The organism is Endozoicomonas sp. 2B-B (assembly GCF_053470045.1).
Map to the genome: position 1 here is coordinate 4,787,987 of NZ_JBLZMU010000001.1, position 17,834 is coordinate 4,805,820.

Sequence of the window (17,834 nt, forward strand, 5' to 3'; positions counted from 1 at the left end):
ATGGAAAATCTGATCTTGGCCCTGGGCTGGATAGGCGTATTTGCACCGGTTGCACTGGGGGCAGTGGGTTCAGCCATTGGCTGTTCAGTCGCTGGTCAGGCGGCCTGTGGTGCCATGCTGGATGTTGAAAGTGGCTACGGTAAATTTATCGGCCTGTCGGCAATGCCTTCATCACAGGTTATATACGGCATTGTAATCATGTTCACCCTCAGCGGTATCGGTGTTTCCGATAACAGCGCCCCGGGCCTGCTGGGTATTGGTCTGCTGACCGGTATTGCCCTGATGTACTCTGCTATCTACCAGGGTCAGGCAGTTGCCGCTTGTATCAATGCCTCCAAGAACAAACCGGAAGTCTTTGGCCTTTCCATTGCGCCTGCTGCAATTGTTGAGGGCTTTTCGGTATTCGCATTCGTATTTGCTCTGGTGCTGGGTCAGCAGATCACGGCCTGATCAGAAGACTGTGAACAATTGACGGTGGACTGTTAACCAGAGGAATAAATTATGACAGCAGCAATGAATCCTGGCGGCCAGAACGTCTCTGTTGGCGTCCAGGAGCTGATCGAAAAACTGCGCAATCAGGGCGTACAGGACGGTCGTGAGCGGGCTGACCGGATTGTCAGCGAGGCCCAGAGCCATGCCGCCGAGCTGGTCCGGGAAGCTCAGGCGAAAGCCGACATGATTGTCAGCAAAGCCCGTGAAGAGGCGGACTTTATCACCCAATCCGGTCAGGAAGCCCTGCAACTCGCGGAGCGTAATGCCGTTCTGGAGCTGAAAGATTACCTGTTGGAAAAATTCTCCGGACAGATCAGCGCCCTGGTCAGCGGCTCCCTCGAGAAAGAAGAAGTGCTCAAGCAGATGATTCTTGAAGTGGCGGGCGAAAATAACCTGCATGGCGAGAAAAACCTCGAAGTGGTCCTGCCTCGCAAGGTCATTGGTCTTGATGAGCTGCGCAAAAACCCGGACCTGGTTAAAAAAGGTCCTCTGTTGGACTTCGTCACTGGTCAGGCTGCTGAAATGCTTCAGGAGGGGGTGACTTTCTCGGTAGGCAAGACCAGTCAGAGCGGTATCAAATTCCGTCTTCAGGACAAGGAGATCGAAGTAGAACTGAGTGACCAAACCGTCACTGCTGTCTTACTGAGGCACCTTCAGCCTCGTTTCCGGGCGCTGCTGGAAGGTATCGTCAAATAATGAGTTAAGAGTCGGAAGTTGACAGTCAAGACTGAAAACGCCGGACTTTTTGGGAGCATGAAATGGCAGAAAACGCCTATTACACCCTGGTGACTTCGCTGCCTCACATCGATTCACTGTTTGACAGCAAGATCACTCCGATCTCCCGTCTGCAACTGGATCGACGCCTCTCCATGTTGAATCAGGAAGACAAGGATACCCTGATCAAGGTCGAGCAGCTTATGCACTGGAGCCACCTGGGTGAAGATGTAGACGAGGCAGCCCTGATCAAGCTGGCTGCCCGTCTGCATGGAGAACTTCCCAGCCAGACTCTGCGTGATCTGATCAACTGGCGGCTGGACATGAGAACGGTCATGGCAGCACTGCGTCGTAAAATGCAGGGCAAGCAGGCACCGGGCGATCCTCAGTGGAGCTTCGGTACCCGCTATGCTTACATTCGCCGCAACTGGAGCAACCCGACACTGGGCCTTCAGCATGCCTTCCCATGGATTCCACAGGCTATTGATTGCCTGAACAAGCAGGACTATCTGACACTGGAGAAAACCCTGCTGGAAGCCGTGTGGCGCCGACTGGACGACGCTGGCAGACAACACAGCTTCGACTTTGAAGCGGTTGTGATCTATCTTCTGCGCTGGAACCTGGTCGCCCGCTGGACAGCCTACGACGGTGACCAGGCAGTGGAACGTTTTAACGAATTGACCGACCTGGCGCTGGGCGAATTTGTCCACCCACTATCTGGAACCAGTACCTGGGGGACAGCCTGATATAAGCAGCCATGAAAAGATACAGCATCCCTCTGATGCCTGAGGACTCTATCGTCATGGCAAGCAGTAAACAGCTTTTGGAAAACGCCAATGAGTGAACAGACAAACACAGAACCGGAACAGCAGGCACTGGCCCACGGAGCCTCTGCCCAAGTCGTTGCCGTAATGGGTGATATCATCACCATCAAGAGTCTGGGCAGTAAGCCACTGACCAAAAACGAAGTCGTCTATGTGATGCCCGGCCGTCGTTCCAATGAACAGGTTGAAGAGCAACTGATGGCGGAAGTCCTGAGGGTTCGCGGTGATATCGCAGATATTCAGGTTTACGAAGACACCCGGGGTGTCGCGGTAGGTGATGCTATCATCCAAACGGGGCAGCTGCTCTCACTGGAATTGGGTCCCGGCATTCTTTCCATGATCTACGATGGTCTGCAGAACCCTCTGGAAAGACTGGCGTCTCTGCACGGCAAGTTCTTGCAGCGTGGTGTTCAGATTGATGCGCTTGATCGCAGTCAGACATGGGCATTCACAGCTGTGGCCAAGATTGGCGACAAACTTCACGCGGGTGAAACCTTTGGTACGGTCCCGGAAGGTCGCTTTACCCACAAAATCATGATTCCTTTCAACACCGAAGGTGAAGTGGAAGTGATCTGGATTCAGGAAGGCTCCTTCAGCGTTGATACCGTTGTTGCCAAAGTGCGCAATCAGATGGGAGACGAGGTTGCCCTGACCATGGTTCAAAAGTGGCCAGTGCGTCACTCCATTTCTGAAACCCTGTCCAGAAAAGGTAAAACTGAACGTCAGTATCCTGATACTCCCCTGGTCACCACCCAGAGAATCGTGGACACTTTCTTCCCCATTGCCCGTGGTGGCACCGGTTGTATCCCCGGTCCATTCGGTTCCGGAAAAACGGTACTCCAGCACTCTTTCTCCCGTTACTGCGATGCCGACATCGTCATTGTAACAGCCTGTGGTGAACGTGCCGGTGAGGTGGTGGAAACCATTGAAGAATTCCCGCACCTGCAAGATCCAACAACAGGCGGCTCTCTCATCGACCGCACCGTCATCATCTGTAATACCTCATCCATGCCGGTAGCTGCCCGTGAGGCTTCTATCTACACGGGTCTGACACTGGGTGAGTACTATCGTCAGATGGGATACAACGTCCTCGCTCTGGCAGACTCAACTTCCCGCTGGGCCCAGGCCATGCGTGAGACCTCCAACCGTCTGGAAGAAATTCCGGGTGAAGAAGGCTTCCCTGCTTACATGGACTCCGCCATTAAAGGTGTATACGAGCGTTGTGGTGTGATTCGTAACGAAGAAGGAGACGAAGGTTCCCTGACTCTGGTAGGCTCCGTATCTCCTGCCGGTGGTAACTTCGAGGAGCCTGTCACCCAGGCCACTCTGAGTACGGTCAAAACTTTTCTGGGGCTGTCGTACGACCGCGCCTACAAGCGTTTCTACCCTGCCATAGATCCACTGATCTCCTGGTCCCGTTATCTTGATCAGTTGTCCGATTGGTACAGCAAAAACCTGTCCCCTGACTGGGTCGATACCGTCAAGGCAATGCAGGCTCTGCTTGTCAAAGGTGACAGCATTAACCAGATGATGCAGGTGACCGGTGAAGAAGGTATTACTCTGGAAGATTACGTTACTTTCCAGAAGTCTTTCTTCCTGGATATGGTTTACCTCCAGCAGGACGCCTTTGATGACGTCGACAGCAGTTGCCCACTGAGTCGCCAGCAGGCCTGCTTCGAGCTGGTTGTGAGCCTGATCAGTCAGCAGTACGCCTTCAAGGATAAAGAAGTTGCCCGTGACTACTTCGTCAAGCTGACCGGCCTGCTCAAGAACCTGAACTATTCACACGACGGTTCCCCTGAATACAACGGCTATCTGCAGAAGATCGAAGAGTTAAGGAGTCAGTACATTAGTACCGCAGCCGCAGCCTGATTCTGAGTGGCTCACCAGTTAGGCTGAGGCTACCGCCTCAGCCCACTTTCCCTTTTGACACTTTCCCTTTTGACACCCACCAGACGACGGGGATTACTGTTAGTCACCTGACAGGTTCCTGTTTCGCAGTTCGTTGCTCAGAGAACACAACAAACTGTGACTGGCTCCCATCAGACCTTCCCAATAATGATCTTCTGAAACAGCTGAAACAGGTCTCATATCTTTACCTGCTCATTGGCCAGAATTTGGATATTTAGACACTTGAACTTGCAGCTCTCCATTTAACTGCTAAAAGTTTTGGGTACTTACAAATTCTCTCAACCGCTTACCGGGACAGCCATGAGCGATTAACAGCCATGAGCGATTAACAGCCATACGCGATTAACAGCCATGAGCTACTGACTGGAATCTGCATCCTTGGCTGGTATGGAAATCACTTTTCGCAGTATCAGAACTACTCCGCTCTGAGGTATTAGAATGACAAATACTCACCCCAATGCACTAAGCCTTGCTGTGACCTTTGCAATCTGCTCTTCCATCACTGGCACACAAGCACTGGCCGATCGCAAGCTGCAGACAAAATCTGCCGATATTCTGGGCAATGGACATGTGGAGTTCACTCAGAGTGTGGTCAGGGTTCAGCCAACTTCAGGTGATGACCAACAGCCAATACCCAAATCCATTACAACCACCTACCCTTATGAGCCTGCAGTAAATGAGGACCTTCTCTATCCTTCTATAAGCTTTTCAGAAATTTTTTATAATACTCGTTGCACAGTTTCCAGTGTTGATCAGTTTGAGACAGACGAGAATAATGTTGCCAGGAAATACACCAAAGTCCTGAAGGCGGGTAATGAAGGCGTATTCAGGATCACCCATAACCTTGAAGAAAACGAACTGCTCATTGAAGTCAGAGGCGGAATGACCGATCAGGATTCAATTGAGGTTATTCGTAAAGGATGGCAATCGCATGGCATCAAATCACTGGAACCGTCAACAAAAATCGCCACCCCCATACAACTGGCTGATGTGCTGGACGCCGCCAACGACAGAGCAGGAAACCTCGGCTCAAGTGATCACTATGTTGCCCTTGCCACCATAGAAGTAGAAAAAGTTGAGGTCAATGGGCGCACCTTCATGCGTCTTGTCGCTTCGGGCGTTCAGCCCCCTGAACTGGATCGTCTGGGGCAATCGCTCTTTGTCAATGACGATGCTCTCCTGGCAGCCGCCGCCTCTGCCTATATTCAGGTTCATGTTCTGGAAGAGGATTTACAACAGCAGGCTCTTAATGAACTCCTGGCACACAGCAAACCCGTCGGCTACGTTGTAAAGGCCGAAGATGACACAGAGGTTTATCCTGCGCCTGCGGGCTATCCGAAGCTGGAAGTATCAGAAGCTTCGGAGGGAGTGATTGTTTTCCATGGCCAGAGGCTGAATCCGCAAGATGTCGCTTTTGTAGAAAACCTTCATAAACTCTGGGTAGAAACAGAGGCAAACAAACCCGCTCCAGCAACAGTGGTCAATAAACATAAGGTCGGAAGCTACCGGTACGCCATTCGATGCAGGCAGATGGCACTGCTGGAGGAGCTTGTAGCGACCCACTCTACCGGAGCTGACAAAGATCAACCGGTGACGTATACAGACGAAGATCTGCAGGCGTTTCGTGCGCTTTCACACTACGAATATCTCCAGCAGGCATTGGCCAGTGCTGCTGCAGCAGCTCCAGCAGATGAATTTGAATTCTCAATGGAACAGGTCAGAGTTGCTTCGTCTGTCATCACGCCAACCTGGATGCAGATTCAACTCGCCAGACACTTCAGTTTCAAACCCGCACTAAGACACCATCTAATCATTAAGAGTTTTGCTAAGGGTATTTTGAGTAATCTACTCACCGCCGACTCATTAATGCTCGATGCTTTAGCTCACAACGAAGAGTTTGCTTCCAGAGTCTTGAGCGACATCGCCAACCAAATGGTTCAGATGGAAATGAAGCTGACAAAGCATATGGCCTTAGAGGGTAAGCTGGCTCAGATTACAAACGAGCTGAAACTCCTGTCGGAGAAAGCCGCTATCAGTGAGGAAGAAAAACTCTATGCAGTTCAACTCAAGCAAAAAGTTGAGAGTCAGCTTGCAGAGAATCGTGAAGTGATTGAACAGCTGCAAGAGCATTCAGATCAACTTAAGCAGGAAGTCAAACGAATTCCAGAGCTGGAACAACAAGTTAGTCATGCCAGAGAAGAGGCCATAAAAAATTACAACACTCAACTGGCAGCAGAACTGGGTATTGACAACTGGGATGATACCCAGCCATCCGAAGAACAAATCAGACTCATTATAAAAAAAATTCATAAAATGAACCTGGCGGTGGCCGCAACATTCGCTGCAACAGGAGAGTCTTATGAAGAAGCTCCAGAGGCAAAACTGGCGGCGATTGAAAGCGTGTTAGGAATTACTCCGGACGATGAAAACGACCTTGGTTCCCGCTTTGCGTTTATTCAAGAGTACATGGAGCAACGGGCAGAACTCGCCGAAGAAGAGGCGCTGGCTGTTATAGAAGATCAACTCGGGCTGATGCCGATTAACAAAGATGACCTGAAGGCCCGTCACCAGGCCATTCAGAAACATCTTGAGCATCAACAGGGGCTGGAAATACAGAAAAAACAGTTGACGGATCTTCAGAAGGAAGTCGATCAAACTCTGAATAAGAGAAAAGACTATCACATAACATTAACAGCACACATAGACAAATATAACATCCAGCTGGCAGAAGAGCTTGGTATTGATAGCACGCCATCAGAAGAGCAAGCCAGACTCATTAGAGAGAAAATTAATGAAATCGAGAGTTCAGCTGCCGCAACAGAACAACAGCGGGCTAAAGCTTTAAAAGTAAAAATGGCGGAGATTGAAAAAGGGCTCAAACTGACTCCAGACAATGAAAACGATCTGATTAGCCGCTTTGATTCCATTCACAAGGCCGCCCAATACTTCAAGCAACTGCAGATAGAAGTAACCGATGATGTTGTAAAAAACAGGCTGACAGACATTGAAATACAGCTCGGCCTTTTCCCGGTTGACGATAAAAATCTGGAAGCCCGTTTCCAGACTGTTCAGCTGCACCTGAAACAGCAGGCAGCTCAGATAGATCGAGAACGCTTTCTGCAGCAGAACATCAGAAAAGATTCGAAAGTAGTCGCTGAAATCAAACCTCGCTATGCAACCATTGCCGCACATCTGAACATTCAGAATTTTGATAGCGATGCAGATATTGATGAACAGCAAGAAAGCCTGCTTAAAAAAATCAAGATGATGGAGAATTCAAAACAGTACCTGATTCAAAGACTTTCGGCACTGGAAGACCATCCGGAACGGCTGCATCATAAAGTTGAGGCTGATCAACAGGATGCAGAGAATTCTTACACCGAGGCCAGAAAAGGCGCTTTAGAAGCGGTTCTTGGTATTAAGCTGAATGAGGAAGACCCCGTCACTCTGGAGTCAACCGTCTACGAGAAGCTCTCCAGACTTGCAGAACTGGAACAAGAACTGGAAGACGTCAGAATTCCGGGCCATCCCAAAGCCAAGCCTGAAGTAATTGAGAAACTGAGTGCCGTGGAAGATGCCATGGAGATGACTCTCCCCGGTGGAGAGGAAGACGTTTATCTCCGGCGCGAGGCTATTTCTGATGATATAAAGACATACATCATGGAAGCCGGAAAAAGGTCAGAGGAAGAGGCTCTGAACATCCTGGAAGCACTGGAAGAAATATTCCACCTCGAAATCGACAAATATGCTGGCAAAGAAGCAAGACTTGAAACAGTTCGTTCAAAGTTTAACGACGATGATATATCAGAATACCAGCTGGACGAGATGGTTAAGATCCTCACGGACGACATAACGCTGGAGGATCCGGAGAAAGGAGATATGCGGCTCGACAGGCTTCGTGAGCATCTGACCTCTCGAGTCGAAGAATCCGATCTGCGAGCCAGAGAACACCAGCTTAAATATCTTACTGATATTGAGAAAAAGCTGGGTATCAACCCTCAGAAAAACCCTGCTGCTAATAAAAGACACGTGGCTTTCACTGACAAGCTGGCCAGTGATATGAAGTTAGAGTTTGAAAAGGATCTCAGCCTGTCTGACCGGATGTATGCTCTGGGTGCCGTACTTCGCAAAATGATGGATGAATTGCACAAAGGCTATAGGGATGAAGCTGCCAAAAGAACCTTTAACAATGGATTGGCTCGTAAACTCAACATTAAGGAGTATAAAGATGATGCCGCTATCCACGACCAGATCGAGCTGATTAACGGCAAACTCCAGCAACTGACCCAGCAACTGGATCAAGAATCGATGGATGCAGGTCAGCCTGAAGTTGAAGAGCGTGTCGCAGCCATTGAAGATGAGCTTGACAGGCAATTGGGCCGCCTTGGACCTAAACCCCGATTCGTTCTTGAACGTGATGTCGCCACAGCCAGGCAAGTCATAGAAAGAGCTAACACTGAGCTGGCAGGTGCTCATCGCAAGCTGAATGATCTTCGTCGCAAACAATTAGTGCTGGTAAATCGCGATGGCATTGAACCTATCTCGGATGAAGATAACAGCGCTCTCAATCAGGCAATGGAAAAAATACAGACCGAACTGGGTCTGCCTGCAGGTGACGAACAAACCCCTGAAGAACGAGTAGACGACATCAACCGCTTTATGCAGAGAGACGGTGCAGAGAGACGAGATGAAATCATTGATAAACTGGAGGCTGCCACAAAAAACCTGAACATCCAGATAAAAGATCACCTCCGATTACCGAAACAAGCTGATTATTTTGCCATTACAGCCTTCGCAAAAATTCATGGCCGGGACGAAATCAATGAAGTCGATGAGACATTAGGTGAACTGCCTTTAACCAGAAAAAAATACACTCAGGTCACGGAATTCCTGAGTGTACACGACAGAAAAGGCATGGACATAGAATCTGCACGGCATCAAAAGGCGCTTGCACAAGAGAATCTGGATCGTAAAAAAGAGGAGATTAACAAAGCCGGAGGCATCGAACAAAAAGTTAAAACCGAACATGAGAACGAATTTGAATCGCAGAGTACAGACCCTGAGCAGACCGACCTGAAGCAAACCCCGGAGCAGAAAAGTGACGCTGAATCAGAAGCATCGAAAGTTCCGGAGGCTCATAAAGCGAATATTGAAGCCACTGAGAAAGCCACAGGCTCTGAATCAGACTCTACTGATATTGAGAAACGGGATTCCCTGAGGTGTTTGATCGAGAACGATGTATCGGCAGTGGCTCGCGGGCTAGCTGTCCAAGAGGATATGGATCGAAAAAAAGAGGCGATTGAGAACGAGATAGAGCTGCTGGATCTGGCCCTGAAGCAGAAATGTGATGCTTTATCAAAAGCAGAAATCGCTCTGGCGGAACATCACAAAACGGCTCTTGAGGCCATTGAAGAAGCTGTGGGTCTTAAACCAGACTCTTCTGAGACCAGTGAACAGCGGATCAGTGCCCTGAGAAAAAAACAGCTGCAACTGGGCGGGGAAGATGGCACTGGCGGCAGGATCCAACGACTGATTCAGGAACAGGCCCGCCTGGAAGGTGAGATAGAAACCAGGAAAGCAGACATTGAGAGAATGAAGGAGAACCTGAAGACTGCAGAGCAAACCGCCGAAAACGACGGCGGCCCCTTCCAGTACACACCGAGACAGGTAAAAGTTCTGGCTGATATTTACGATTTCACGCAGCAGCACTCTCTCTGGAAACAAGCTCTGGAAGCCGCAATAGGTCTGGCAGCCTCTTCAGAAAAGAGCAGAAAGGCAATACCTTGCCTTGCGACCTTCGATTTTGACGATGAGTTTGCGCCCATTCGCTTACAGGCAATGGCCGGACAAGATCTGACGTTTGATCAGGCCGGTCGGATGGTGGAAGTTTTCAGAAGCCTCAAGGCAGACTTCCCCTCCCCCCCTCCTCCTTTCGAGCCTGAGAGAGATCAGCCCCAGACCCTCATTGAACAAGTCCAGATTCTGGCGCACCGAGCCAGGAATGAGATAGGAAGAGGTGCTAAATATTACGACGAAATCATTAACGGCATGGGTGAAACAGCCATTTACTTCGTCGAACATGAATCAGGGCACCTGAAAAGCTTCTCGGAATACTTCGAGATCCATTCTGCCAGTGGTAACAAGATCATAACACTGCTGCGTGAAGGTCTGATCAGCAAGGTTGAACTTGAGAACTACATAAAGGCCGTCAGAGGTGTCGACGGTTATCAGACAGTGGATGAGTTTGAACACTTCCTTGGCTACAACCAGGGCGTCAAGGTGCCTGAGTTCAGGAAGGTTGTTCAGATGCTGTCCGACAAGGGGGCTGAGGAACTTATGCGCAGTGCCTTTACTCCTGTGGCCGTCACCGGCTCTGGCCCAGCCGGTATGAAAGAGTCTGTTGCCGGCATGAAAGACTACGCAGCTGCGGTCATCGCCAATTACGTTCTTGACGATATTGCCTTTGAAAACGGCCGCAAGACGGCGGCATTTCTGGCTAATGTTCAGGATACCCTGACACCTTATGCCCACATTGCTGGCCTGCCTGAATCCGACCTGATCAAGATTATCAACAGCACATTGATGCAGGCTCATGCTGCAGCGGTTGAGCAACAGCTCAATGAGTACTGGGTCAGACCTTCAGCCTTCCTGGTACAGGCTGTCACCTGGTACTTCTCAAGCTACAAACCACTACTGGTGGCCCATACCGCCTGCCAGGCTGCCAGGCTGTCACTCTCAAACATGTCATTCCTCTATCTGCTGGACCTGACCAACAGGGGTGATTACGCACACAGAATGATCACACCTTTCGAGCACTGGCTGGAACGCTATGGTGTTGATTCTCAACGAGCCGGCCAATACGCCTACCATAATCAAATTGAGCAAGTCTCCGAAGTGGGCGGGCTGGCCATGCCATTGGGTAAAGCTGCTTCCTCCGTCATTCTGCTGAAAACCGGCTCCATGCTGTTTGCCCGGCAGCACAATGCCAACCCCCATATGTATCGCAGTATTTCCCGTCTGGTGCCCGAAATAGTGAAATCCATGGGTTCCGCGCAAGGGGTTCAGGTACCGCTGCTGCGCCGGGTGACACCACAAAAAGTGAAAAGTCTGGCCTCTGCCACCGCCGGCCTCATGCTAGGTCCGGTAGCTACTGTTGGAGCCTACGCCCATGGGCTGATCTCCGGTTTTACCTATGCTCAAACATTCGGATTTGCCCTGGCGTCGAGCCTCACTTTCGACTTCTTTATGAACGACAATAAAATACTCACTCAGTGGCTGGGTGGCCCCCTGGGCCGAAGCCTTGATAAAATTAATCGCTGGCGAGGCGTGGGCGAATCGGACCATGAATATGTGAGACGTACGGCTATTGCCACACCTCAACGCTCCGGTGAAAGCGACGGGGAGTATGCAAATCGTGTTAAAGCGGGCAACATGATGCTTGGCTGGACAAGACATGAAAATTATCTGCAGTTCCGTGAACGCCGTGATCGCACCCTAAAACTCTTTGAGCATGGCTGGGAGAAATACTTCAAAGAAAATGTGCCCAAATGGTCATTCTCCCATTCAGAGAGTGTGCCTTACTCTTACACTCTGGGAACCTTCTTCGAGTGGCAAAAGCCCGACGATAAGAAACTTTCTGCCCATGGTCAACTACCCGCCCCCAGAGGGACGGGCTTGTAAAAGCCCTTGTTGACCAAGGCACTATTCCAGGAGAGAAAAAAACTATTTTCAAACTAATCGGTGTACTCATCTCCGAGGAAGTAGAATGACAAATGCTTGCCCCAATGCTTTAAGCCTTGCTGTAATCGCTGTGATCGGCTCGTCCTTCACTGGCACACAGGCACTGGCTGATCGATGGCTGCAGACCAAATCTATCCATATTCAGGCCAGTGGACATAAGGAGTTTACCCACAGTGACGTCGTGGTTCGACCAACTTTAGGTCTTGACCAGCAGCCAATACCCAACTCCTTTACAACCACCTACCCTCATACTATCTTCAGAGAAGACTGCTATCACCTTCCTAAAGCAAGCTTTACACAAATAATTTCTGATCTTGAAGGCAAAGTTTCCAGTGTTGATCTGTTTCAAACAGGCGACAATGGCGTTGCTCAAAAATACACCAAAGTCCTGAAGTTAGATGATGAGGAAGTCTTCAGGTTCACCCATAACCTTGAAGAAACGAAACTGGTCATTGAAGTCAGAGCCGGAATGACCGATGAGGATTCAATTAATGCTGTTCGTGCATTTCATGACGAGAAACCATTAGAACCGTTTACGAAAATCGCCGCCCCCCCGCAACTGGCTGAATTACTGGCAGCTGTCTACGACAGAAAAGGAAATCTGGGCGCCAATGATCACTATATTGCCCTTGCCACCATTGAAGTAGAAAAAGTTGAAGTGAATGGACGTACTTTCATGCGTCTTATCGCTTCGGGGGATCAGCCCCCTGAACTGCAGCGTCTGGGTCAATCACTCTTTATCAATGAGGAGGCTCTTCTGGCAGCAGCCACCTCTGCCTATATCCAGGTTCATGTCCTGGGAGAGGACTTACAACAGCAGGCTCTTAATGAACTCATGGCCCACAGCAAACCCGTCGGTTACGTTGTACACGTCGACGATGACACAAAGTTTTATCCTGTGCCTGCGGGTTATCCAAAACTTGAAGTAGCAGAAGCTGCGGACAATGAGATTGTTTTCCATGGCCAGAGGCTGAGTCCGAGTGATATCGCTTTTGTAGAAAGCCTCTATCACCTTATGAAAGAAGCTGAGGGTAATAACCCCGTCCCAACAGTGTTAGCAAAGGTTGAAAAACATGAGGTCATAAACTACCAGCACGTCATTCGAAGCAGGCAGATGGCAATACTTGAGGAGTATGTTGCGCGGCACGATGCACTGGTTCACGAAGATGAACCGACGACGCTCACAAACGAAGATAAACTGGCAATAGATGCACTTGCTCACTATGAATATCTCCAGCAGGCGTTGGCCAGTAATGCTCCAGCTCGTTCAATTCAGGTCCCTGAATTTGAATTCACCCTGGAACACATCAGGGTTGCTTCGTCGGTCATCACGCCACAATGGCTGCATTCTCAACTCATAGAACATTTCAACTTCAAACCCGTATTCAGAAATCTTCTGATTAACCCGCATTTTGTCCAGAATATTCAGAATGTTATACCCATTAACAACCATGACAGCCAGGCGCAAACCGGTCATCATGAGAAGGACAAAAAGTTTGCAGCCAGAGTCATAGGAGACATGAACAGACAGCTGCTTAAAAAACTGGACAAGCTGTACGCAAAAGAAAGTGATCTCTTCAGACTTCATGACTACTTAAAGTCCAGAATCGGAGTAGCCAGTCCCAGTCGCAAGGAAAAGCTGGGTGAGCTGCAACAACGCTATTGGGAAGTTAAGGATGAGCTTGTAAAGATTCATGTCGAACTGGAATATCTGGAAAATATGGAACTGAAACTTCTGCTGGATGCTCAACGAATCCCGGAGCTGGAAACACAAGTTCGTACTATCAGAGCAGATGTCACAAAAGCACTTAACGCTGAAAGAGAAGCAGAAGTCAAAGCCTACTATGCAACCATTGCCAGTCATTTAAACACCATGAATTTTGATAGCAATAAAGATGGAGTACTTGGGAGACTGACCGCCGTGGAAAGAACCCTGTACATGGATGAGCCCGATAGCATTGATGACGTGTATCACCGTCGTCAAGCCATTTCTGAAGAAATTCAGACATACATCATAAAAATCAGACAGCAGGCAGAGGAAGATGCTCTAAAAATACTGCAAACAGTAGAAGAAATATTCAAAATCCAAGTTAACAAAGACGATTACAAAACAGCAAGGCTTGAAAGGGTTCGTACAAAACTTGTCAGCAATGATGTCTCAGAAGACATGCTGAATACGATAGAAGATGCCCTCTCAAAAGAAAAGATGATACCTGCGAGCGTAAAAAAGGCATCAAAACTCAGGAAGATTCAAGGGCATCTTACCTACCATGTCGAAAACACAGATGCTCGAGTCTTTAATCATCAGAAAGACCTGCTTGAAATGATAGAGCACGTTCTGCTTATCTCCTCCGAAATAAACCATGGAGCTATAGAAAGAGGCAAAGCTTTCGTTGCTAAGCTGGCCAATGAGCTGGGATTAACTATTGAAAACGATGACTACCTGTACAACAGCAAGCATGTTGTTGGAGACAAAATTCAGGCATTAATAACAGAAGTAAACGAAGCCAATGGCGATGAAGATGTCAGAAGACGCAGAAACAATGAAATGGCTTCTCAACTCAACATTGCGGCCTATAAAGATGATGCCAGCATTGACGACCAGAACTTTCTAATTAAAAGAACACTCCAACAGCTGAATGAAGAAGTTTCCAAAGCAGGTATTGTCAGCATTAATGAGCATATCACAGCCATTGATACAGAGCTTGACAGGCAATTGGCCTGCCTGGGACCCAAACCCCGATACGTTCTTGATCGTGAGCTAGCCAGAGCCAGACAAGCAATACAAAAAGCTGAAACAGAGCTAACAGATGTTCATCGAAAACTGAATAGGCTTAGTGGCAAAAACGTGTTGTTTGCCGGGAGTCGTGCTGACCTCCGACATATCTCGGATAAATACGACACAGCTATCAATCAGGTAATGAAAGAATCTCAGACCGACTTGGCGCTGGATGCAGGTAACGAACAACACCCTCAAGAGATAATGGAGGATGTCAAAGATTTCCTGTCGGGACACAGCAAAGAGAAGCAGGATTTAATCGTTGAGCAACGGGTAGGCAAAACAAATACCAACATCCAGATAAAAGAAAATGACGAAATTTTACCGGAAGAGGCTGATTACTTTATTGTCATTCGGAGCAGAAGAGATAATCACGATCAAGACAAAACCCATGAATTCGATGAACTATTGGGTGAACTGCCTTCAGTCAGGAAAAAGTACTTTCGGGTCAGGCAACTACTGCGTATTCACGACAAGAAAAATAGGGAGTTGACCAATGCACGGCTTGAAGAGAGGAACGCACAAGAGAGTCTTGATCTTAAAAAAGAGGAGATCAAGCGTTTTGGAAACACCGGTGAAAAGGCCGAAACCGAACAGAAGAACGAAATAACCCGCCTGAACACAGCCCTGGAGCAGAGAAGTGAAGCGGTATCAAAAGCAGAAGAGGACCTGATCGATTTTCATAAAACGTTTCTTGACCCCATGGAAAAAACCATGGGTCTTGAACCAGACGCCACTGACACCAATGAACACCGGGTTAATGCCCTGAGAAACAGGCTGGTAAAACTGGGCGGTGATGATGGTTCTGGCGGCAAGATTCAGCAACTGAGTCAGGAGCAGGCCCGTCTGGAAAGAGAGATTGAAGTCAGGAAAGCAAACATTGAGAGAATGAAGGAAGTCCTGAGGGCCGCAGAGGAAGCCGTCGAAAATGACGGCGGTCCCTTCCAGTTCACACCTAGACAGGCAAAAGTTCTGACCGATATGGACACCTTCACAGAGCAGCACCCTCTCAGGCAACAGGCTCTGGATGCTGCACTGGACCTGGCAGAATCAGCCGTCAAAAACGGTAAAACAATACCCGGCCTTGCGACGTTTGATTTTAACGATGAATTTGCACCGATTCGCCTGCAGGCAATGGTCGGAGACGATCTGCCCTTTGATCAGGCCAGTCGGATGGTGGAGGTCTTCAAGAGCCTGAAGACGAGCTTGCCTTTCGGGCATTCAGAAGATCAATCTCAGAATGTCATTGAGGAAGTCCAGAATCTGGCGCTAAGGGCCAGGAATGAGATAAAAACCGGGGCTCAACAATACGACGATGGAATACGCGGCATGGGCAAAAGAGCCACTCACTTCGTCGAGCATAAACCAGGGGACCTGAAAGACTTTTCGGAATACTTCGCTGCCCACTCTGTCAGTGGTGGCAGGATCATTGCTTTGCTGCGGGAAGGACTGATCAGCAAGATCGAGCTTGGAAACTACATGAAGGCCATCAGAGGTGTCGATGGTTATCAGACTGTGGATGAATTTGAACACTTCCTCGGCTACAAACACGACGTCCATATACCCAACTTCAAGAAGGTTGCACGGATGCTGTCCGACAAGGCTGTTGAGGAATTCATGCAAAGTGCCTTTGATCCAGTAGCTGTCACAGCCACTGGCCCGACGGGTATGAAAGAGTCTGTTACTGGCATGAAAGAGTACGCAGCTGCGGTCATCGCCAACTACGTTCTTGATGATATTGCCTTTGACAATGGTCGCAGGACAGCAGCATTCCTGGCCAATGTTCAGGATACCCTGGCACCTTATGCCCGTGCTGCCGGAATATCTGAATCAGACCTGATCGAAACTGTTCATGGCACATTAATGCAGGCTCATGCCGCAGCGGTTGAACGACAGCTACTGAATTACTGGGTCAAGCCTTCAGCCTTTCTGGTACAGGCTGTCACCTGGTACTTCTCCAGCTACAAACCCCTGCTGGCTACCCACACCACCTGGCAGGCTGCTGAGCTATCCCTCTCGAACCTGTCGTTCCTCTATCTTCTGGATCTGACCAGCAGAGGAGATTACCTGCACCGGATGCTGATACCTTTCCAGCACTGGCTGGAATCTTATGGTGTTGATCCTGATCGAACCGGGCAATATGCTTATCACCGTGGCATTGAACAAATCTCCGAATTGGGCGGGCTGGCCATGCCATGGGGTAAAGCCGCTTCCTCGGTCATTCTGCTGAAAACCGGCTCTATGCTGTTTGCCCGACAGTACAACGCCAACCCGCAGATGTATCGGAGCATTTCCCGTCTGGTGCCGGAAATAGTGCAATCCATGGGCTCCGGACAGGGAGTTCAGATACCGCTGCTGCACAGGGTGACACCACAAAAAGTGAAAACCCTGGCCTCTACCACAACCGGTCTGCTGCTGGGCCCGGTAGCCACCTTCGGAACATACGCCCACGGTCTTTTATCCGGGTTTACCTACGCCCAAACATTCGGATTCGCGCTGGCGTCCAGCCTCACTTACGACTTCTTTATGAACGACAACAGGATGCTCACTCAATGGCTGGGTGGACCTCTGGGCCGTAGTCTTGACAAAATTAATCGCTGGCTGGGCGTGGGTGAAACGCAAGATAACTATGTGAAACGTACGACTGTTGCTTCACCTCAACGCGTCAGTGAAACCGATAAAGACTATACAAACCGTGTTAAAGCCAACGGCACCCTGTATGGCTGGACACGACACGAAAATTACCTTCAGTTCCGTGAGCGTCGGGATCGCACCATGAAGCTATTCGAGAATGGCTGGGAGAAATACTTCAGGGAAAATGTGCCTAGATGGTCATTCTCCCACGCAGAAAGCATTCCTTACTCTTACACTCTGGGTGCCTTCTATGCATTGCAACAGGACGATAGCAAGACAGCTACTTTTTATGATAAGAGAAATGCTCTTCAAGCCACATCAACTCCCGAAAGTAGTGCAGCGTCTGGAAAAAAACTGCAGCCGTGAAACCTTCAGCTGAACCCTTCATAGCGATCCAAAAGAAACCAGTATAAAGCGATACGTACTGGTTTCTTTGACACCCGTCTGTCGATTAAGTTCTGCTAAAAGGTATTAATACCAATCGAACTTTCTAACTCCCTATTGCGCTGAAGATTTGAGCCTTAATCCTGCGTTGGCGATCGTCGCCATAGCTAAGGCTATGACTCCTCACGCCGCCTTGTCTTAAGGCTCAAATCTCCATGCTCATTGCGGGAGTTAGAAAATACGATTGGTATAATGCATTCCTTCCCTGAAAAATCACTCAATTATACTGCCACTGCCCTTTATCACTGTGAACTAAATTTGCTCAGCAGCTAACCGGATTAGCCACCGTGAACTAA

6 protein-coding genes are annotated in these 17,834 nt (G+C 49.0%); all 6 read left to right on the forward strand.

The genetic code is table 11. The annotated features are described in order from the left end of the window. The 6 genes from ACOMHB_RS18630 (at position 1) to ACOMHB_RS18655 (ending at position 17,460) form a co-directional block, all read left to right on the forward strand. Entirely contained in the window at positions 1–450 is a 450-nt protein-coding gene (locus ACOMHB_RS18630; protein WP_317145793.1) for an ATP synthase subunit C, read from the forward strand. A gap of 51 nt (positions 451–501) precedes the next feature. Next, positions 502–1,188 (forward strand): ATPase, encoded by a 687-nt coding sequence (locus ACOMHB_RS18635; protein WP_422134602.1) that lies wholly within the window; start codon positions 502–504, stop codon positions 1,186–1,188. A gap of 62 nt (positions 1,189–1,250) precedes the next feature. Further along, positions 1,251–1,952: a DUF2764 family protein gene (locus ACOMHB_RS18640; RefSeq protein ID WP_422134603.1), complete on the forward strand. Its 702-nt coding sequence runs from the start codon at positions 1,251–1,253 to the stop codon at positions 1,950–1,952. A gap of 90 nt (positions 1,953–2,042) precedes the next feature. Next, the gene (locus tag ACOMHB_RS18645; RefSeq protein WP_448217740.1) at positions 2,043–3,902 is read left to right on the forward strand and encodes a V-type ATP synthase subunit A; all 1,860 of its coding nucleotides are present in this window, start codon (positions 2,043–2,045) and stop codon (positions 3,900–3,902) included. Positions 3,903–4,379: 477 nt separating this feature from the next. After that, on the forward strand, positions 4,380–11,621 hold the full coding sequence (locus ACOMHB_RS18650; RefSeq protein WP_448217741.1) for a hypothetical protein: 7,242 nt from the start codon (positions 4,380–4,382) through the stop codon (positions 11,619–11,621). An 85-nt stretch (positions 11,622–11,706) separates the two neighbouring features. Further along, on the forward strand, positions 11,707–17,460 hold the full coding sequence (locus ACOMHB_RS18655) for a hypothetical protein (RefSeq protein WP_448217742.1): 5,754 nt from the start codon (positions 11,707–11,709) through the stop codon (positions 17,458–17,460). Positions 17,461–17,834 lie beyond the last annotated feature (374 nt).

Excerpts from the sequence above, each read along its gene's own strand:
- ACOMHB_RS18635 (WP_422134602.1), top strand. The coding sequence starts at position 502 with ATGACAGCAGCAATGAATCCTGGCGGCCAGAACGTCTCTGTTGGCGTC.
- ACOMHB_RS18630 (WP_317145793.1), top strand. The coding sequence starts at position 1 with ATGGAAAATCTGATCTTGGCCCTGGGCTGGATAGGCGTATTTGCACCG.
- ACOMHB_RS18645 (WP_448217740.1), top strand. The coding sequence starts at position 2,043 with ATGAGTGAACAGACAAACACAGAACCGGAACAGCAGGCACTGGCCCAC.
- ACOMHB_RS18655 (WP_448217742.1), top strand. The coding sequence starts at position 11,707 with ATGACAAATGCTTGCCCCAATGCTTTAAGCCTTGCTGTAATCGCTGTG.
- ACOMHB_RS18650 (WP_448217741.1), top strand. The coding sequence starts at position 4,380 with ATGACAAATACTCACCCCAATGCACTAAGCCTTGCTGTGACCTTTGCA.
- ACOMHB_RS18640 (WP_422134603.1), top strand. The coding sequence starts at position 1,251 with ATGGCAGAAAACGCCTATTACACCCTGGTGACTTCGCTGCCTCACATC.